We start from the raw sequence: 19,339 nt of genomic DNA, 5'->3' as shown, positions 1-19,339 counted from the left end.
GGAGACCTCCATGCGTTTGAACAAACTCGCTGCCGCCCTGCTCATCTGCGCGCTGCCAGCCGTCAGCCAGGCCCGTGACACGGCGGTGTACCTGCCGTTCGACAAGGCGGTCGCAGAAGCAACCCGTACCGGCAAGATCGACGGCAGCGTGAAGTTCTATCTGGCAGGGAACGCCCCGGCCGGCAAAGTCAGCGTCGTCAGCCCTGGCGCGGTGACCAACAAGAAGACCAACGCCTTCAACAAGTCCGACCAGGAAGCCTGCGAGTGGGTCGTGCAATCGGCCATCATCAGCCTGCACCAGGCGGCGAAAAACGCCGGCGCCAACGCCGTGACCAACATCGTCAGCTTCTACAAGAGCAACGAGCGCAAGGATGCGAAGAACTATGAGTGCCACGCGGGCGCGATCATGGCCGGCGTTGCCTTGAAGGGTGATCTGGCGACGGTTCAGTAACTGTCGGAAACGACAAAGGGCGCCTTTCGGCGCCCTTCGTCGTTCAGCTCATGTGCTGGCGTGCAACTTCAGCCCCAGCGCTTTCATGACTTTCAGGATCGTTCCAAACTCGGGTTTTACCTCGCCTGACAGTGCGCGGTGGCGTCTACACTCGTCATACCCATGATTTGCTGCGCGTTACGTCAAGGAGATGACCATGCAAGCAAAAGCCCTGATCGCCGCCGCCCTTTTCAGCCTGCTCCCCAGTGCCAGCCACGCCACCAATCTGATGTACATGCCGTTCGAAACCGTGCTGTCGGATGCGATTCGTGCCGGGCGGCTGGATGGCAGTGTGAAGTTTTATCTGATCGGCAACGGGCCCCAGGGCACACAGCAGTTGTTGAAGCGCGGGGTGGTCAGCGACTTGAAGACCAACGGCTTCAACAAGAGCGATCACGACTCCTGCGAGTGGGTCTTGCAGTCGAACCTGATTGCGCTGCAGGCCGAGGCCAAGCGCGTCGGGGCCAATGCGGTGACCAACATCGTCAGCTATTACGACCAGCATGTGCGCAAGGATCTGAACACATACGAATGTCGGGCCGGGGTGTTTGTGACGCGGGTGGCGTTGAAGGGCGATCTGGTGCGGCTGCCCTGATCAACCGGTTTCGACCTTGCGCGTGAGCAGCTCGACAAAGGCCTTGGCCATCGGCGATTTCTGATCCTTGCGCTGCACCAGCCACACCGCCGTCACCGCCTCGGGATCGAGCAGCGGTCGGTAGACCACGCCGTCAATGCGCATCCGCTGATACGAGGCCGGCATGACCGAGACGCCCAGGCCCGCCGCCACCAGGCCGATGATCGTCATCGCCTCCCCCGCTTCTTGGGCGAAGTGCGGACTGAACCCGGCGTCACGGGCCAGGCTGATCAATTGCGAGTACAGACCGCTGCCATAGCTGCGTGGGAAGAACACGAACGGCTCCAGAGCCAACGCCGAGAGAAACAGACCTTCCTCACTGCCTTGGGCCAGAGGATGCTTGGAACTGAGCACCGCCACCAGAGGCTCGCGCGTCAACTCGACCACGCTCAGCGAATCAGGCAAACCCAGCGGGCGCATGATGCCGACCTCGATCGACTCGTCCACCAGTGCGTCGGCCACCATGGTGCTGCTCATCTCCCGCAGGTTCAGGTGCACGGCCGGGAAACGCTGGCGAAAGGAAAAGATCGCCTGGGGAATGGTCGAGTTGAACGGTGCCGACGAGGTGAAGCCGATCTTCAGTTCACCCAGCTCGCCGAGTTGCGCACGGCGGGCCACGTCGGCCGCTTTATCGACCTGGGCCAGCACCAGCCGCGCTTCCTCCAGAAACAGTCGCCCGGCTTCGCTCAGTTCAACCCGACGATTGGTACGCTCGAAAAGCCGTGCGCCGACTTCCTGTTCCAGCGCCTGAATCTGCTGGCTCAGCGGTGGCTGGGAGATGCCCAGCACCTGTGCGGCGCGGCCGAAGTGCAGTTCTTCGGCGACGGCGATGAAGTAGCGCAAGTGACGCAATTCCATGGACACCCCATTAAGTCGTTAAAGCTATCAAACAGGTCGAACAATATATTGGATAGAAACATTAGCCAGCTATATGATTTTTTCATTGCCTGCCTGCCCGCGCCCTCCGAGGTCTGATGTGAAAACCGCCGTCGCTCCACTGGCCCATGAAGTCCCGCCCGCTGCGGCGGACGATGTGCTGACCGAACTGCAAGAGATCTACATCGAGAAAGGCACGCCCGCGTTCATGCGCACGGTACTCGCGCTGTTCAGCGGCGGCTTCGCGACGTTCGCCCTGCTGTACTGCGTGCAGCCGATGATGCCGCTGCTGTCTCACGAATATTCGATCAACGCGGCGCAGAGCAGCCTGATCCTGTCGGTGGCCACCGGCATGCTGGCGTTCGGTCTGCTGATCACTGGTCCGATTTCCGATCGGGTCGGGCGTAAACCGGTGATGGTCGCCGCGCTGTTTGCTGCAGCCCTGTGCACCATCGCCAGTTCGATGATGCCGAGCTGGCACGGCGTATTGATCATGCGTGCGCTGATCGGGTTGTCGCTCAGCGGTCTGGCGGCGGTGGCGATGACGTACCTGAGCGAGGAAATCCATCCGCAACACATCGGTCTGGCGATGGGCCTGTATATCGGCGGCAACGCGATTGGCGGGATGAGCGGGCGGTTGATCACCGGCGTACTGATCGACTTCGTCAGCTGGCACACGGCGATGCTGGTGATCGGCGGTCTGGCGCTGATCGCGGCGGCGGTGTTCTGGAAAATCCTGCCGGAGTCGCGCAACTTCCGCTCCCGCTCGCTGCATCCACGCAGCCTGCTCGATGGTTTCACCATGCACTTTCGTGATGCCGGCCTGCCGCTGCTGTTCCTTGAGGCGTTCGTGCTGATGGGCGCGTTCGTCACGCTGTTCAACTACATCGGATATCGCCTGCTCGCCGAGCCGTACCACATGGATCAAGTGTTTGTGGGGCTGTTGTCGGTGGTCTACCTGTCGGGTATCTACAGCTCGGCCAAAATCGGTTCGCTGGCCGACAAACTGGGTCGCCGCAAAGTGCTGTGGGCCACCATCGCCCTGATGTTCGCCGGCCTCGCGCTGACGATGCTCACCCCGCTGCCACTGGTGATCATCGGCATGCTGATCTTCACTTTCGGTTTCTTCGCCGCACACTCGGTGGCCAGCAGCTGGATCGGCCGTCGGGCGCTCAAGGCCAAGGGCCAGGCGTCGTCGCTGTACCTGTTCAGCTATTACGCCGGGTCGAGCATCGCCGGGACGGCGGGCGGGGTGTTCTGGCACATGGCCGGGTGGAACGGGATTGGCCTGTTTATCGGCGCGCTGCTGCTGGTGGCGCTGTTGGTGGCGTTGAAGCTGGCGAAGCTGCCGCCGCTGGGTGGCGTCAAAGCTTGATTCACGCCCACAAAAAACGCCCGGCATAAGCCGGGCGTTTTTGTTTTCTAACATTAGAGCTGAGCGCCGATCACTCGTGATACTGCGCCGACAACTCGTGCACCGCGCGCAGGAACGCGCCGGCGTGTTCCGGATCGACTTCCGGCGTGATGCCGTGGCCGAGGTTGAACACGTGGCCGCTGCCTTTGCCGTAGCTGGCGAGGATGCGCCCGACTTCGGTGCGGATCGCTTCAGGCTTGGCGTACAGCACGGTCGGGTCCATGTTGCCTTGCAGGGCGACCTTGTCGCCGACGCGAGCGCGGGCGTTGCCGATGTCGCAGGTCCAGTCCAGGCCCAGTGCGTCGGCGCCGGCGTCGGCGATGCTTTCCAGCCACAGGCCGCCGTTCTTGGTGAACAGGATCACCGGTACCTTGCGACCGTCGTGCTCGCGGATCAGGCCGCTGACGATTTTCTTCATGTAGGCCAGGGAGAACTCCTGATACGCCGCCGCCGACAGGTTGCCGCCCCAGGTATCGAAGATCTGCACCGCTTGCGCGCCGGCCTTGATCTGGCCATTGAGGTACGAGGTCACCGACTGCGCCAGCTTGTCCAGCAGCAGGTGCATGGCTTGCGGGTTGTCGTAGAGCATCGCCTTGGTCTTGCGGAAGTCTTTCGACGAGCCGCCTTCGACCATGTACGTGGCGAGGGTCCAAGGGCTGCCGGAGAAACCGATCAGCGGCACACGACCGTTCAGTTCGCGGCGGATGGTGCTGACCGCGTCCATCACGTAACCGAGGTCTTTGTGCGGATCCGGGATCGGCAGGGCTTCGATGTCGGCCAGGGTGCTGACGACTTTCTTGAAGCGCGGACCTTCACCGGTCTCGAAGTACAGGCCCTGGCCCATGGCATCGGGAATGGTGAGGATGTCGGAGAACAGGATCGCCGCGTCCAGTTGCGGATAGCGGTCCAGCGGTTGCAGCGTGACTTCGCAGGCGAATTCCGGATTCATGCACAGGCTCATGAAATCACCGGCCTGGGCACGACTGGCGCGGTATTCCGGCAGGTAGCGGCCGGCCTGGCGCATCATCCACACAGGGGTGACGTCTACGGGTTGCTTGAGCAGGGCGCGGAGGAAACGGTCGTTCTTCAGGGCAGTCATGTCGGCATCCGGAAAAAAAGTGCGGGCATTTTCTCAGAGCGCGACGCAAAAGGCACGGATGCAGGTCAGCCTTTTGTCTATCGGGTCAATTTGTCGCAATAAATACGGGGCATCAGCAACAGCGAGAAACAACTGTGGGAGCGAGCCTGCTCGCGATAGCGGATTGTCAGCCAATACTTCTGGTGACTGATTTACCGCTATCGCGAGCAGGCTCGCTCCCACAGGGTTATTGCTTTTGGCTCAGGATCCGGGTTTAGACGCCCAGGTAATCCAGGATCCCTTCCGCCGCATTGCGGCCTTCGAAGATCGCCGTCACCACCAGGTCGGAACCGCGCACCATGTCGCCACCGGCGAAGATTTTCGGGTTGCTGGTCTGGTGCTTGTACTGACCTTGCTCGGGCGCAACGACGCGGCCCTGGCTGTCGGTCTGGATTTCGAACTGTTCGAACCACGGCGCCGGGCTCGGGCGGAAGCCGAAGGCGATGACCACGGCGTCGGCCGGGATGATCTCTTCGGAGCCCGGGATCGGCTCGGGGCTGCGACGGCCACGGGCGTCCGGTTCGCCGAGACGGGTCTCGACCACTTTCACGCCTTCGACCCTGTCTTCACCAACGATGGCGATCGGCTGGCGGTTATAGAGGAACTTCACGCCTTCTTCCTTGGCGTTTTTCACCTCTTTGCGCGAGCCGGGCATGTTCGCTTCGTCACGACGATAGGCGCAGGTCACCGACTTGGCGCCCTGGCGGATCGACGTGCGGTTGCAGTCCATCGCCGTGTCGCCACCGCCCAGCACCACGACCTTCTTGCCTTTCATGTCGACGAAATCTTCCGGCGACTTTTCAAAGCCCAGGTTGCGGTTGACGTTGGCGATCAGGAAATCCAGCGCGTCATAAACGCCCGGCAGGTCCTCACCGGCAAAACCGCCCTTCATGTAGGTGTAGGTGCCCATGCCCATGAACACGGCATCGTATTCGGCGAGCAGTTGCTCCATGGTCACGTCCTTGCCGACCTCGGTGTTGAGGCGGAACTCGATGCCCATGCCGGTGAAGACTTCGCGGCGATTGCTCAGCACGGTCTTCTCGAGCTTGAACTCGGGGATGCCGAAGGTCAGCAGACCGCCGATTTCCGGGTTCTTGTCGAACACCACCGGGGTCACGCCACCGCGCACCAGCACATCGGCACAACCGAGGCCCGCCGGGCCTGCGCCGATGATCGCGACACGCTTGCCGGTCGGTTTGACCTTGGACATGTCCGGGCGCCAGCCCATGGCGAATGCGGTGTCGGTGATGTACTTCTCGACCGAACCGATGGTCACCGCACCGAAGCCGTCGTTGAGGGTGCAGGCACCCTCGCACAGACGATCCTGCGGGCACACCCGGCCGCAGACTTCCGGCAGAGTGTTGGTCTGGTGCGACAGCTCGGCGGCCTGGAGGATGTTGCCCTCGGCCACCAGTTTCAGCCAGTTGGGAATGAAGTTGTGCACCGGGCACTTCCATTCGCAATACGGGTTGCCGCAACCCAGGCAGCGGTGGGCCTGGTCGGCCGACTGCTGGGGTTTGAACGGTTCGTAGATTTCCACGAACTCTTTCTTGCGTTGACGCAACAGTTTCTTCTTCGGATCTTTGCGCCCGACATCGATGAACTGGAAGTCGTTATTCAGACGTTCAGCCATTGTTAAAACCTCATCAAACTCTTCAGGCGCATATCACTGCGGGTTGGCACGGGTGCTGGAAAGCAACGACTTCAGGTTGGCAGCCTTCGGCTTGACCAGCCAGAAACGACGCAAGTAGTCATCGAGGTTCTCGGCGAGCTCACGACCCCACTCGCTGTCGGTTTCCGCGACGTACTCGTTCAGCACGTTCTGCAGGTGGCTGCGATAGGCTTCCATCGCCTCGCCGCTGATCCGCTGGATCTCCACCAGTTCGTGGTTGACCCGGTCAACGAAGGTGTTGTCCTGGTCGAGCACGTAGGCGAAACCGCCGGTCATGCCAGAGCCGAAGTTGTAACCGGTCTTGCCCAGGACGCAGACAAAACCACCGGTCATGTACTCGCAGCAGTGATCGCCGGTGCCTTCCACGACCGTGTGGGCACCGGAGTTGCGCACGGCGAAACGCTCGCCTGCGGTGCCAGCGGCGAACAGCTTGCCGCCGGTGGCGCCGTACAGGCAGGTGTTGCCGATGATGGCGCTGTTCTGAGTCTGATAAACGCTGCCCTTCGGCGGCACGATGACCAGTTTGCCGCCCGTCATGCCTTTGCCGACGTAGTCGTTGGCATCGCCTTCCAGGTACAGGTTCAGACCGCCGGCGTTCCACACGCCGAAGCTCTGACCGGCAGTGCCCTTGAAGCGGAAGGTGATCGGCGCTTTCGCCATTCCCTGGTTGCCGTGCTTGCGCGCGATTTCGCCGGAGATCCTTGCGCCGATCGAACGGTCGCAGTTGCAGATATCCAGGTCGAACTCGGCGCCGCTGAGGTCGTTGATCGCCGATGTCGCCATCTCGACCATTTTCTCGGCCAACAGGCCCTGGTCGAACGGCGGGTTGCGCTCGACGCCGCAGAACTGAGGCTTGTCCGCCGGGATGTGATCGCTGCCCAGCAGCGGGGTCAGATCCAGGTGATGCTGCTTGGCGGTCTGGCCTTCGAGGACTTCCAGCAGATCGGTGCGGCCGATCAGCTCTTCGAGGGAACGCACGCCCAGCTTGGCCAGCCACTCACGGGTTTCTTCGGCGACGTAGGTGAAGAAATTCACCACCATGTCGACGGTGCCGATGTAGTGATCCTTGCGCAGCTTCTCGTTCTGGGTCGCGACGCCGGTGGCGCAGTTGTTCAGGTGGCAGATACGCAGGTATTTGCAGCCCAGCGCGATCATCGGCGCAGTACCGAAGCCGAAGCTTTCGGCGCCGAGGATCGCGGCCTTGATCACGTCGAGGCCGGTTTTCAGGCCGCCGTCGGTCTGCACCCGGACCTTGCCGCGCAGGTCGTTGCCACGCAGGGTCTGGTGGGTTTCGGCCAGGCCGAGTTCCCACGGTGCGCCAGCGTATTTGATCGAGGTCAGCGGCGAAGCACCGGTGCCACCGTCGTAGCCGGAGATGGTGATCAAGTCCGCATAGGCCTTGGCCACACCGGCGGCGATGGTGCCGACGCCTGCTTCAGCCACGAGCTTCACCGAAACCAGCGCCTTCGGGTTGACCTGTTTCAGGTCGAAGATCAGCTGCGACAAGTCTTCGATGGAATAGATGTCGTGGTGCGGCGGTGGCGAAATCAGGGTCACGCCCGGTACTGCGTAACGCAGCTTGGCGATCAGCCCGTTCACCTTGCCGCCCGGCAGTTGCCCGCCCTCGCCCGGCTTGGCGCCTTGGGCGACCTTGATCTGCAGCACTTCGGCATTGACCAGGTATTCCGGGGTCACCCCGAAACGGCCGGTCGCGACCTGTTTGATTTTCGAACTCTTGATGGTGCCGTAGCGCGCCGGGTCTTCGCCGCCTTCGCCGGAGTTGGAACGCGCACCGAGGCGGTTCATGGCTTCGGCCAGGGCTTCGTGCGCTTCCGGCGACAGGGCGCCCAGCGAGATACCGGCGGAGTCGAAGCGCTTGAGCACCGATTCCAGCGGCTCGACTTCACTGATGTCCAGCGGCGTGTCGAGGGTCTTGACCTTGAACAGGTCGCGAATCATCGACACCGGACGGTTGTCCACCAGTGAGGTGTATTCCTTGAATTTGGCGTAGTCGCCCTGCTGCACGGCGGCTTGCAGGGTGTTGACCACGTCCGGGTTGTACGCGTGGTACTCACCACCGTGGACGAACTTCAGCAGACCGCCCTGCTGGATCGGCTTGCGCGGACTCCAGGCTTCGGTGGCCAGTGCTTTCTGTTCGGCTTCGATGTCGACAAAACGCGCCCCTTTGATGCGGCTCGGCACGCCACGGAAGCTCAGGTTGCAGACTTCTTCGGACAGACCGATGGCTTCGAACAGCTGCGCACCGCGATACGAGGCGATGGTCGAGATGCCCATCTTCGACAGGATCTTCAACAGACCTTTGGTGATGCCTTTGCGGTAGTTCTTGAACACCTCGTAGAGGTCGCCCAGTACTTCACCGGTGCGGATCAGGTCGCCCAGCACTTCGTAGGCCAGGAACGGATACACCGCCGAGGCGCCGAAACCGATCAGCACCGCAAAGTGATGCGGATCGCGCGCGGTGGCGGTTTCCACCAGGATGTTGGAGTCGCAACGCAAGCCTTTTTCGGTCAGACGGTGGTGTACCGCGCCGGTGGCCATCGAGGCGTGGATCGGCAGTTTGCCCGGCGCGATATGGCGGTCGCTCAGGACAATCTGGGTACGACCGGCACGCACGGCTTCTTCAGCCTGATCGGCCACATTGCGGATCGCCGCTTCGAGGCCGACGCTTTCGTCGTAGTTGAGGTCGATGATCTGCCGCTCGAAACCCGGGCGGTCGAGGTTCATCAGCGAGCGCCACTTGGCCGGGGAAATCACCGGCGAGCTGAGGATTACGCGCGACGCGTGTTCCGGCGATTCCTGGAAGATGTTGCGCTCGGCACCGAGACAGATTTCCAGCGACATCACGATCGCTTCACGCAGCGGGTCGATCGGCGGGTTGGTCACCTGCGCGAACTGCTGACGGAAATAGTCGTACGGCGTGCGCACGCGCTGGGACAGCACGGCCATCGGCGTGTCGTCGCCCATCGAGCCGACGGCTTCGTAGCCTTGCTCGCCGAGCGGACGCAGTACCTGATCACGCTCTTCGAACGTGACCTGATACATCTTCATGTATTGCTTGAGCTGATCGACGTCGTAGAAAGCCGAACCGTGATCGTTGTCTTCCATGGTCGCCTGGATGCGCAGGGCATTCTTGCGCAGCCATTGCTTGTACGGATGACGGGATTTCAGGCGGTTGTCGATCGCGTCGGTGTCGAGGATCTGACCGGTCTCGGTGTCCACGGCGAGGATCTGGCCAGGACCGACGCGGCCCTTGGCGATCACGTCCTGCGGCTGGTAGTTCCAGACGCCGATTTCCGAAGCGACAGTGATGAAACCGTTGGTGGTGGTAACCCAGCGCGCCGGGCGCAGACCGTTACGGTCGAGCAGGCACACCGCGTAGCGACCGTCGGTCATCACAACGCCGGCCGGGCCGTCCCACGGTTCCATGTGCATCGAGTTGTACTCGTAGAACGCACGCAGATCCGGGTCCATGGTTTCGACGTTCTGCCACGCAGGCGGAATGATCATCCGCACGCCACGGAACAGGTCGATGCCGCCGGTGACCATCAGTTCGAGCATGTTGTCCATGCTCGAAGAGTCGGAGCCAACGCGGTTCACCAGCGGGCCGAGTTCTTCCAGATCCATCAGATCGTTGGTGAACTTGGTGCGACGGGCCTGAGCCCAGTTGCGGTTGCCGGTGATGGTGTTGATCTCGCCGTTGTGGGCGAGGAAGCGGAATGGCTGGGCCAGCGGCCATTTCGGCAGGGTGTTGGTGGAAAAGCGCTGGTGGAACACACAAATTGCGGTTTGCAGGCGCTGGTCACCCAGGTCCGGATAGAAAGCGGCCAGATCGGCCGGCATCATCAGGCCTTTATAGATGATGGTCTTGTGGGAAAAGCTGCAGATGTAGTGGTCGGTGTCGGCGGCGTTGGCCACCGACGAACGACGACGGGCGCTGAACAGCTTGACCGCCATGTCCTGATCGCTCAGGCCTTCGCCACCGATGTACACCTGCTCGATCTGCGGCAGGCGCTCAAGGGCGAGGCGGCCGAGGACGCTGGTGTCGATCGGTACTTTGCGCCAGCCGATCAGTTGCAGGCCTTCGGCCAGGATCTCGCGGTTCATGTTCTCGCGAGCGGCTTCGGCCTTGGCCGGATCCTGATTGAAGAAGACCATGCCCACGGCGTATTGCTTGGGCAGCTCGACGCTGAAGGCTTCCTGGGCAATGGCACGCAGGAAGGCGTCGGGTTTTTGAATCAGCAGACCGCAACCGTCACCGGTCTTGCCGTCGGCATTAATCCCACCGCGGTGGGTCATGCAGGTCAGGGCCTCGATGGCCGTTTGCAAAAGGGTATGACTGGGTTCGCCCTGCATATGGGCTATCAGGCCGAAACCGCAGTTATCCTTGAATTCATCTGGTTGGTACAGACCTGCTTTCATAGACACTTTCTCACCAGGCTGCCTCTTTTCGAGGCAAATTTCTTTTCAATTCAACCACTTGCACCTAGCGCCGAACGTACGCCGGCTTTGCGGGGGCAAAAGGGTGGTCATTGTACACAGCGACACAGAGGCTCACAAATTTGACGACGAAATGTCGCAAATCCATGTCGCATTTGTGAAAGGTTTAAAACGATCTGCTGTGCTAGTCAAAACTTTTTTAATTTTGACCGCAACGACTCAAAGACTACTGTGACGCAGACACCACAAGGCACGCGGCCCGTAAGGGCGGCGCGCACTTGTAGAAATTTTGAGGTGCTTGGAGAGGCGGCCTGGGTAAGGCCGCCGAATCTTCAGCGAGTTGTTGCCAGTTCCTGTTGGACGCTGGCGACAGTGCGAGGCCAAGGTTTACCAGCCTGAACCTTCGCTGGCAAGGCCTTGATGGCAGAAACGGCCGCATCACGATTGGCGAAGCTGCCATAGGTGATCACGTAGAGCGGCTTGCCGTTGAGGACTTTCTTGAAATAGCGGTACTCGCCGCCCTGCTCCTTGACGAAGTTTTGCGCGGCGGCTTCAGAGCTGGTGCCGAGGATCTGCACCACGTAGTTGCCCGGTGCTTGACCTGCATACCAGCTACCGCCGGCGGCTTTGGCGACGGCAACCGGCTTCTCGGCGGCTTTCTCGGCCGGTTTGGCCGCTGCCGCAGGCTTGGCAGGCGCCGGGGCCGGCTTGGCCACCGGAGCAGGTGCTGGCTTGGCGGTAGCCACCTGGGTCGGAGCCGGTGTCGGTTTGGCCGCAGGGACAGGGACAGGAACCGGCGTCGGTGCAGGACCGGCCGGCACACCGACCGGCGGCGCAGAAGTGGTCACGGTTGGCGGCGTATTGCTGGAACCTTCCAGCGGCACACCGTCGTCACCTTCGGTGATCCCGCCGGCCGCTTCGGCCAAGGGCTTGCGCATGACCGGCTGCGAATTGCCGACCAGCGGCAAGGGCATCGGCTGGGTGTTACCGGCGAACTCCACGTTCGGCGCACCACCCTGACCCAGTGGCAGTTGTGCCTGTTCATTGGCCGGTGTGCCGGTGGTCGGCGCCTTGTTGCGACCGGGCATCAGCCAGGCGGCAGCGACCGCCACCACGACAACGGCGGAAATCGCCAATACGTGTTTCTTCGGCATGTTGAACCCCATACTTGGACGCTTCACCGCAGAGCGGCTGGCAATCATGACTTCGATCAGTGCATCGCGAGCGACCTGGTTGATGTTGCCGGGCCAACCCTCGGAGCTTTCGTGAATATCAGAGATCTGATCCGCGGTGAAAAGTTCGACGCCCCGGCCGGCGCCTTCGAGCCGCTGGTCGAGATATTCGCGGGTTTCTTCTTCGGTGTACGGCTGCAATTCGATGACGTGGAAACGCTCTTCCTCAAGGTGCAGCGCCTCAAGCTGTGCAATCAGCGACGACTCACCGAACAGGAACACGTGCGGACGGCCTTCCGGCGCGCCGGCCCCCAAAGCCATCAGGGCTTCGAGCGCGGATTCGTCGAGCTGTTCGGCGTCATCCACCAGCAGATAGACCTCCTGACCAGTCAGCGCCAGCTGTACGACCTGATCGAGGATCGCCCCGACCTCGGCCTGGGCGACATCCAGCCCCTGAGCAACCTGACGCAGCACACCGGCCGCATCGCCGGCGCCACGAGCGGAGACGACAACACTTTGAACCGACTGCTTGTTGGTGCTGGCCACCAAAGCCTGGCGCAGCAACGTCTTGCCGCTGCCCTGAGGGCCGGTGACCACCAGCAGCAACTGGCTGTAACGCGCCAGGTGGTGCAGTTGACCCAGCACCGGTTTGCGCTGGGCCGGGAAGAATTTGAAGCCCGGGACCCGTGGTGCGAAAGGGTCGTGACTTAACTGGAAATGGCCGAGGAACGCCTCGTCGGCATGCAAACTAGTCATCGGAATCTTATTAACCTTTAAGCTGAGCCAGAGCGCGGTAATCCGCTCCCAGCGTGGCCTGTAGAACCTCTTTCGGATAATCGTCGGTCACCACCGCTTCGCCCATCCGGCGCAGCAGCACCAGGCGCAAACGACCGTCGATCACTTTTTTGTCAATTGCCATGTGTTCGAGAAAATCGGCCTCGGTCATCTCTTCCGGCGGAATCACCGGCAGACCGGCCCGCTGGAACAGTCGGATGCCGCGATCACGCTCCTGCTCGCTGATCCAGCCAAGGCGCGCGGACATTTCCATCGCCATTACCGTGCCAGCAGCGACCGCTTCACCGTGCAACCAGACACCATAGCCCATGTGGGTCTCGATGGCGTGGCCAAAGGTGTGGCCAAGATTGAGCGTGGCGCGCACACCGGTTTCTTTCTCATCGGCGCCGACCACCGCCGCCTTGGCGGCGCAGGAACGCTCGATGGCATAGGTCAGGGCCTTCTGATCCAGTGCACGCAGGGCGTCGACGTTGTCTTCGAGCCAGGTCAGGAACGGCTCGTCGCAGATCAGGCCGTACTTGATGACTTCCGCCAGGCCGGCCGACAGTTCACGCGCTGGCAGGGTTTTCAGGGAGGCCGTATCGATCAGCACCACGTTCGGCTGGTAGAAGGCGCCGACCATGTTCTTGCCCAGCGGATGGTTGATGCCGGTCTTGCCGCCCACCGACGAATCGACCTGGGACAGCAGCGTGGTAGGAATCTGGATGAAATCGACGCCGCGCTGGTAGCAGGCGGCTGCAAAACCGGCCATGTCGCCGATCACACCGCCACCGAGGGCGATCACCGTGGTGCGACGGTCATGACGGGCGGTCAGCAGGCCGTCGAAGATCAGTTGCAGGGTTTCCCAGTTCTTGAAGGCTTCGCCGTCTGGCAGCACCACGGAAATTACCGAGTACTGCGCCAGGCTGCGGGTCAGACGCTCGAGATAGAGCGGCGCAACGGTCTCGTTGGAGATGATCGCCACCTGCCGCCCATGGATATGCGGAGCCAGCAGTTCAGGCTGATCCAACAGGCCTTCGCCAATATGAATCGGGTAGCTGCGCTCGCCTAGATCGACCTTGAGTGTCTGCATGTGTCCCCACAGTGAAGATGGAAGCAGGCGTCCTGCCTTGAATTATCGGATGTCCCCGGTCTTGAGTGATGTGACGCCGCTTGCGTGCGATCCGCCACAACCCTCGACAGGACGCCGAGGATAGCGCATTTCGGGCGGCGCTTTAACGGGGCGGAAGTTGCGCCAGGCGGTCAAGAATGTCGAGCACCACCATGCGTGGCGGCCGCTCGTCGGTTTCCACCACCAGATCGGCGATTTCCCGATACAGCGGATCACGAATCGCCAGCAGGTCGCGCAGGGTTTTCTCGGGATTGGCCGTGCGCAACAGCGGGCGATTGCGGTCGCGGGAGGTGCGGCCGACCTGCTGTTCGACGGAGGCGTGCAGATACACCACCCGCCCGCCCTCGTGCAGGGCCTTGCGATTGGCGTCACGCATCACCGCGCCGCCGCCCGTCGCCAGCACCACGCCGTCGAACGCGCACAGCTCGGCGATCATCGCCTGCTCACGATCACGAAAACCGGGCTCGCCTTCCTTGTCGAAGATCCACGGGATATTGGCGCCCGTACGCAGCTCAATTTCCTTGTCGGAATCCTTGAACGGCAGGCGCAGCTCTTTGGCCAGTAATCGGCCGATGGTGCTTTTTCCAGCCCCCATCGGTCCTACAAGAATCAAATTTCGCACAGAATCAACGACTCACAGCAATCGCCTGGTTATTCATGATACGCGGAGTGAGGAATACCAGCAGCTCGGATTTTTTCTCCGAAACCACATCACGCCGGAAAAGGCGGCCAAGATACGGCACATCGCCAAGAAATGGCACCTTATCTACGACCTTGCTTTGAGTATTTGAGAAAACGCCCCCGATCACGATGGTCTCGCCGTCGTTCACCAGCACCTTGGCATTGACCTCGTTTTTCTTGATCGGTGGTACATCCTGCACTTTGTTCAGGTAGTCCGGTTCGTCCTTGGTGACCTTGACCTCCATGATGATGCGGTTGTCCGGGGTGATCTGCGGCGTGACCTCCAGCGACAGCGAGGCCTCCTTGAACGACACCGACGTAGCGCCGCTGGAACTGGCTTCCTGATACGGAATCTCGGTGCCCTTGAGGATCTTCGCGGTCTCTTTGTCCGAGGTGACCACCTTGGGCTGCGAGACGATTTCGCCGTTGCCGGTCTTTTCCATCGCCGTCAGCTCAAGGTCCAGCAAGACGTTGTCGGTGATGAACGCAATGCCGATCCCGGACGTGTTGTTGACCGTGCCCATGTCGACGAACGGCGAGTTGGTGCTGGTGCTCCCCGGCGTGCCGATGGTGGTCGACGAACCGTTGCTGACCCCGGAAGTGTTCCAGTTGCCCTTGTTCTGGATCGATCCGCCCCAGCGCACGCCCAGGCTCTTGTCGTAATCGACGTTGGCCTCGACGATCCGCGCCTCGATCATCACCTGACGCACCGGAATATCCAGCTGCGCCACGATCCGCCGCAGTTCATCGAGCCGATCCTGGGTCTGGTAGGCGATGATGTTGTTGGTGCGCTCGTCGACGGTGATCGAACCCCGTTCGTCGACCTTGGCCTCAGCACTGGTGACCGACTGGAACAGCTTGGCGATGTCCGCCGCCTTGGCGTAGTTCACTTGCAGCAGTTCACGACGCAGTGGCGCCAGCTCGGCGATCTGCTTCTGCGACTCCAGCTCCTGCCGTTCGCGGGCGGCGATTTCATCCGCCGGCGCGACCAGCAACACGTTGCCGACCTTGCGCTTGTCCAGGCCTTTGGTCTTGAGCACCAGATCCAGCGCCTGATCCCACGGCACGTTTTGCAGGCGCAAGGTGATTCCGCCCTGCACTGTGTCGCTGGCCACCAGATTGAGATTGGTGAAGTCGGCGATCAGTTGCAGCACCGAACGCACGTCGATGTCCTGAAAGTTGAGGGACAGTTTCTCGCCGCTGTAGCTGTTGCGGTCGGCATTGCGTTTTTGCAGGTCGTCGATCGTCAGCGGCCGGATGCTCACGGTCAGCTTGTTGTCGGTCTGGTAGGTGGAATAGTCGAACGTGCCGCCGGGCTCAACGGTAATGGTCGCCCGATCCCCACTGACGCCGGCATTGACGAACTGCACCGGGGTGGCGAAATCCTTGACGTCGAGACGCACCCGCAATGGCTCTGGCAATTGGGTGCGGGCAAAGTTGAGGATGATTTTGCCGTCGTGTTCCTGGATGTCCGGCGCGATGGTCGGGTCGGACAGGTCGATGACCACATTGCCCTCACCCGCCGTGCCGCGCTGGAAGTCCACACCACGAATGGCCCTGGCGACGGGTGCGTAAGTCCGCGCCGGCGCTGCCACCGGCGTGGAGCGCGGTGTCTTGGCGGCAGGTCGCGGCGCGGTGGCCTTGGTGCCTTGCCCGACCACCACGAACAGCGTGTTGCCCTCCACCCGGGCGTCATACGGCGCCAGTTGCGTCAGATTGATGATCAACCGGGTGCGGTCATTGGCCTCGACCACCGTGGCAGAGCGCGCATTGCCGCTACCGAGGTCGCGGGTCTTGGTCGCGAGCTGGCTGGCTACTCCCGGCAGGTCGAGGGCGATGCGCGCCGGCGAGTCGGTGGTGTAACCCTTGGGCTGCGGCGGCGGGCCGTCGAACGACAGCTTCAGCTCGACGCGATCACCCGGCAGCGCGGCAACATCCAGCGTCTTCAGGTTGGCCGCTTGAACCATCGGTGAAAGCAGCGCTATCCATAGCGAAAAACCGAGGGTGGAGAAAATCCTGTTCATTGTTCGACTTCCACTATGAGTGCTCTTTCAAAGGAATGGTGCGCGGCCGCTCCAGCCAGGCGCCTTCGCCGTCGGGAACGATTTCGACCACATCGACCTGGGAGGCGCTGATCGCGACGATGCGCCCGTCGTTGCGCCCCAGGTAATCGCCGACCTTCAGCCGGTGCACTCCGCCCGCCCCGCGCAGCAGCGCAAAGGAACCGGAGGCATTGGAAATCGTGCCGACCATCTCGAACTGCTCGATGTTGAAACCTTCGAGGTATTGCTTGATCCGGTTCGGATCCGGTTTGACGTTGCGCGAGCCGTGCTGCTGCCCGGCCAGATCCACCCGCACCTGACGCGAGAACGGGCTGCGCAGGTTCGCGGCGCTGTAGGTGAACGTCGGGTAGGAACGAAAGGTTGGCGTCGGCTCGATCCTGCCCGGTGGTCGCAGACGCACTTCATTCATGTAGGCGTCGAGATCGCCGAAGTCGGTGCCGCCGCAACCGCTCAGCCCCAGCATCAATGCCGACAACAGAAGAAAACGGATCGGGCTCATTTTTGCAGCCCCTTGTCGTTATAGCGGTACGTCTTGGCGAGGATGCTCATGCGCAGCTTCGTCCCGCCTTCCGGGTTGGCCGGCGCCAGCTCGAAGTCGTGCAGGGTCACGATTCGCGGCAATCCGGCCACGCCGCTGACGAATGTGGCGAGGTCGTGATAGGCGCCCGTGACGGTGATCTGGATCGGCAATTCGATGTAGAACTGCTGCGTTACTTCCGGCAACAGCTTGATCTCTTCGAACTCAAGGCCACTTCCCAGTCCGGTGCGCGTGATGTCCTCCAGCAACCCGGGCACTTCGGTATCGCTGGGCAATTGCCGCAGCAACACGCCGAACGAGTTTTCCATCTCCTTCATCTGCTGGGTGTACAGCTCCAGATTGGCCGCCATGTGCGCCTTGCTGGAGAACTGCTCCTTGAGCGTGGCTTCTTCCGCACGTTTGGTTTCGAGCTCGCTTTCCATGTCGCTGACGAAAAAGTTGTAGCCCAGCGCCAGTACCAGAATCATCAGCAGCACTCCGGCCAGGCCTTTTACTGCCGGTGGCCACGAGCCGATGTTGCCGGTATCCAGCTCGTTGAAGTCGATACTGCGCAGGCTGGCCAGCCATTCGGACGGTTTCATGGCTCGTCCTCCAGGTTCTTCGGCCGGGTCTGATGCACAGTCAACTGGAACATGTTGGCCTGATCCAGCTGCCCCGCCGTGGTTGCCTTGACTTCGTTCAGGGTCGGGGCATCGAACCAGTCGGACGCTTCGAGATTGCGCATCAGGTCGGACACCCGATTGTTCGACTCCGCTGCACCACTGATCGACAGTGTCTTGCCGACCATCTTCACGCTGGTGAAATAGACGCCGTCGGGAAGGGTCCGCGCCAGTTGATCGAAGATCCGCCCGCTGACCTGCCGGTTGCCCTGCAGGTCCTGGATGATGCGCATGCGCTCCACCAGTTGCTGGCGACGTGCCTTGAGCTCACTGATCTGCTTGATGCGCTCATCAACTACAGCGATCTGCTTGCCGATGTAATCGTTACGCGCCCGTTGATGCTCGATGGCGGTGCTGAAAACCTGCGCGGCAATGAACAGCGCGCCGACGGAACCGACCACCACGCCGGTCAGGGCCAGCAGGAAGCGTTTGCGCCGTTCTTCGCGGCGCTCCTCGCGCCAGGGGAGAAGGTTGATCCGCGCCATCAGTCGAAACTCCTGAGCGCGAGCCCGCAGGCAATCATCAGGGCCGGCGCGTCACTCGCCAGGGCTCCGGCGTTGACCTTGTTGCTCAAGGACATGTCGGAAAACGGATTGGCGACCTGGGTCGGTGTGCCCAGTCGCTCTTCGATCAGCCGGTCCAGCCCCGGCACCGAGGCCGTGCCGCCGGCCAGCAGAATGTGATCGACCGCGTTGTACTGGCCGGAGGCGAAGAAGAACTGCAGTGAACGTGAAACCTGCTGTACCAGCGCCTCGCGAAACGGTTGCAGGACTTCGCTGACGTAATCGTCCGGCAGCCCGCCCTGCTTCTTGGCCAGCCCGGCCTGCTCGAGGGTCAGGCCATAGCGGCGCTGGATTTCCTCGGTCAGCTGGCGACCGCCGAACAGTTGCTCCCGGGTATAGATGATCCGCCCGTTATGCAGGACGCTGAGGGTGGTCATGGTCGCGCCGATGTCGACCACCGCGACCGTCAGGCGCTCCTGGGAGGCCGCCAGTTGCGTGGCCAGCAGGCCGAAGGAGCGTTCCAGCGCATAGGCCTCGACGTCTACCACCCGCGCAGTCAAGCCGGCAAGGGCCAGGGCCGCCTCACGGACTTCGACGTTTTCCTTGCGACAGGCGGCCAGCAGCACGTTGACGCGCTCGGGGTTGCGCGGCGAAATGCCCTGGACTTCAAAATCGATGGCGACTTCGTCCAGCGGATAGGGAATGTACTGGTCGGCTTCGATCTTGAGCTGGTTTTCCAGCTCGTCCTCGGACAAGCCGGCGTCCATCTCGATGACCTTGGTGATCACGGCAGAACCGGCTACCGCCACTGCGACGGTTTTCAGCCCGGTGCGGGCCTTGACCAGCACCCGGGACAGGGCGTGCCCGACGCCTTCGAGTTCGGCGATGTTCTTTTCGACCACGGCATTGGCCGGCAACGGCTCCACCGCGTACGCCTCGACCCGGTAGCGCTCGCCCTGACGGCTCAGCTCCAGCAGCTTCACCGAAGTGGAGCTGATATCGATCCCCAGCAACGTATTGGTCTTTTTATTGAAGAGTCCTAGCACTACCAATTCCCTATGACTTTCCGTGAGTTACGGACTCTGTAATGCGCATTGCGTTCCCTCGCCCCGTCTTGACAGAAGCGCAAATGACG

15 protein-coding genes and 1 pseudogene are annotated in these 19,339 nt (G+C 61.7%); 3 read left to right on the top strand and 13 right to left on the bottom strand.

The genetic code is table 11. The annotated features are described in order from the left end of the window. The first annotated feature begins 10 nt into the window (after positions 1-10). Positions 11-451, top strand: a complete 441-nt coding sequence (locus C6Y56_RS02070; protein ID WP_169428517.1) for an excinuclease — start codon at positions 11-13, stop codon at positions 449-451. Between the two features lie 48 nt (positions 452-499). Here C6Y56_RS02070 and C6Y56_RS29065 read toward each other — a convergent pair. Then, positions 500-592, bottom strand: a pseudogene (locus tag C6Y56_RS29065) (DNA-binding protein); the annotation flags it as partial. Positions 593-647: 55 nt separating this feature from the next. Here C6Y56_RS29065 and C6Y56_RS02065 point away from each other — a divergent pair. Next, positions 648-1,085 carry an excinuclease gene (locus tag C6Y56_RS02065; protein WP_169428516.1) on the top strand — a complete coding sequence of 146 codons (438 nt, stop codon included), beginning with the start codon at positions 648-650 and terminating at the stop codon, positions 1,083-1,085. On the opposite strand, the gene C6Y56_RS02060 is transcribed toward C6Y56_RS02065, so the two are convergent. Beyond that, positions 1,086-1,982 (bottom strand): LysR family transcriptional regulator, encoded by an 897-nt coding sequence (locus tag C6Y56_RS02060; protein WP_169428515.1) that lies wholly within the window; start codon positions 1,980-1,982, stop codon positions 1,086-1,088. A gap of 118 nt (positions 1,983-2,100) precedes the next feature. Here C6Y56_RS02060 and C6Y56_RS02055 point away from each other — a divergent pair, with 118 nt between their 5' ends. After that, positions 2,101-3,375 carry an MFS transporter gene (locus tag C6Y56_RS02055; protein ID WP_169428514.1) on the top strand — a complete coding sequence of 425 codons (1,275 nt, stop codon included), beginning with the start codon at positions 2,101-2,103 and terminating at the stop codon, positions 3,373-3,375. A 70-nt stretch (positions 3,376-3,445) separates the two neighbouring features. Here the strand turns inward: C6Y56_RS02055 and hemE are convergent, their stop codons facing one another. From hemE to C6Y56_RS02000, 11 genes are all read right to left on the bottom strand, one after another. Beyond that, positions 3,446-4,513 carry a uroporphyrinogen decarboxylase gene (gene hemE / locus C6Y56_RS02050; RefSeq protein WP_169428513.1) on the bottom strand — a complete coding sequence of 356 codons (1,068 nt, stop codon included), beginning with the start codon at positions 4,511-4,513 and terminating at the stop codon, positions 3,446-3,448. Between the two features lie 253 nt (positions 4,514-4,766). Further along, positions 4,767-6,185 (bottom strand): FAD-dependent oxidoreductase, encoded by a 1,419-nt coding sequence (locus tag C6Y56_RS02045; protein ID WP_169428512.1) that lies wholly within the window; start codon positions 6,183-6,185, stop codon positions 4,767-4,769. A 33-nt stretch (positions 6,186-6,218) separates the two neighbouring features. After that, positions 6,219-10,664 (bottom strand): glutamate synthase large subunit, encoded by a 4,446-nt coding sequence (gltB, locus tag C6Y56_RS02040; protein WP_169428511.1) that lies wholly within the window; start codon positions 10,662-10,664, stop codon positions 6,219-6,221. Between the two features lie 350 nt (positions 10,665-11,014). Next, positions 11,015-12,610, bottom strand: a complete 1,596-nt coding sequence (locus tag C6Y56_RS02035) for an AAA family ATPase (RefSeq protein ID WP_169428510.1) — start codon at positions 12,608-12,610, stop codon at positions 11,015-11,017. A 10-nt stretch (positions 12,611-12,620) separates the two neighbouring features. Continuing rightward, positions 12,621-13,721 (bottom strand): 3-dehydroquinate synthase, encoded by a 1,101-nt coding sequence (aroB, locus tag C6Y56_RS02030; protein WP_169428509.1) that lies wholly within the window; start codon positions 13,719-13,721, stop codon positions 12,621-12,623. Between the two features lie 142 nt (positions 13,722-13,863). Beyond that, positions 13,864-14,382, bottom strand: coding sequence for a shikimate kinase AroK (aroK, locus tag C6Y56_RS02025; RefSeq protein ID WP_011332081.1), 519 nt, complete (start codon positions 14,380-14,382; stop codon positions 13,864-13,866). A 4-nt stretch (positions 14,383-14,386) separates the two neighbouring features. Further along, the gene (gene pilQ, locus C6Y56_RS02020; RefSeq protein WP_169428508.1) at positions 14,387-16,465 is read right to left on the bottom strand and encodes a type IV pilus secretin PilQ; all 2,079 of its coding nucleotides are present in this window, start codon (positions 16,463-16,465) and stop codon (positions 14,387-14,389) included. A gap of 13 nt (positions 16,466-16,478) precedes the next feature. Then, positions 16,479-17,003: a pilus assembly protein PilP gene (locus tag C6Y56_RS02015; RefSeq protein ID WP_169428507.1), complete on the bottom strand. Its 525-nt coding sequence runs from the start codon at positions 17,001-17,003 to the stop codon at positions 16,479-16,481. Beyond that, on the bottom strand, positions 17,000-17,623 hold the full coding sequence (pilO, locus tag C6Y56_RS02010; RefSeq protein ID WP_169428506.1) for a type 4a pilus biogenesis protein PilO: 624 nt from the start codon (positions 17,621-17,623) through the stop codon (positions 17,000-17,002). Before pilO ends, C6Y56_RS02015 begins: the two co-directional genes overlap by 4 nt. Then, entirely contained in the window at positions 17,620-18,186 is a 567-nt protein-coding gene (locus tag C6Y56_RS02005; RefSeq protein ID WP_169428505.1) for a PilN domain-containing protein, read from the bottom strand. Before C6Y56_RS02005 ends, pilO begins: the two co-directional genes overlap by 4 nt. Then, the gene (locus C6Y56_RS02000) at positions 18,186-19,250 is read right to left on the bottom strand and encodes a pilus assembly protein PilM (RefSeq protein WP_169428504.1); all 1,065 of its coding nucleotides are present in this window, start codon (positions 19,248-19,250) and stop codon (positions 18,186-18,188) included. Before C6Y56_RS02000 ends, C6Y56_RS02005 begins: the two co-directional genes overlap by 1 nt. Between the last annotated feature and the right edge of the window lie 89 nt (positions 19,251-19,339).

The organism is Pseudomonas fluorescens, from assembly GCF_012974785.1.
Lineage (GTDB): Bacteria > Pseudomonadota > Gammaproteobacteria > Pseudomonadales > Pseudomonadaceae > Aquipseudomonas > Aquipseudomonas fluorescens_BT.
Note: the sequence above shows the minus strand (reverse complement) of the source record. Positions and strands in the feature narration are given on the sequence as shown.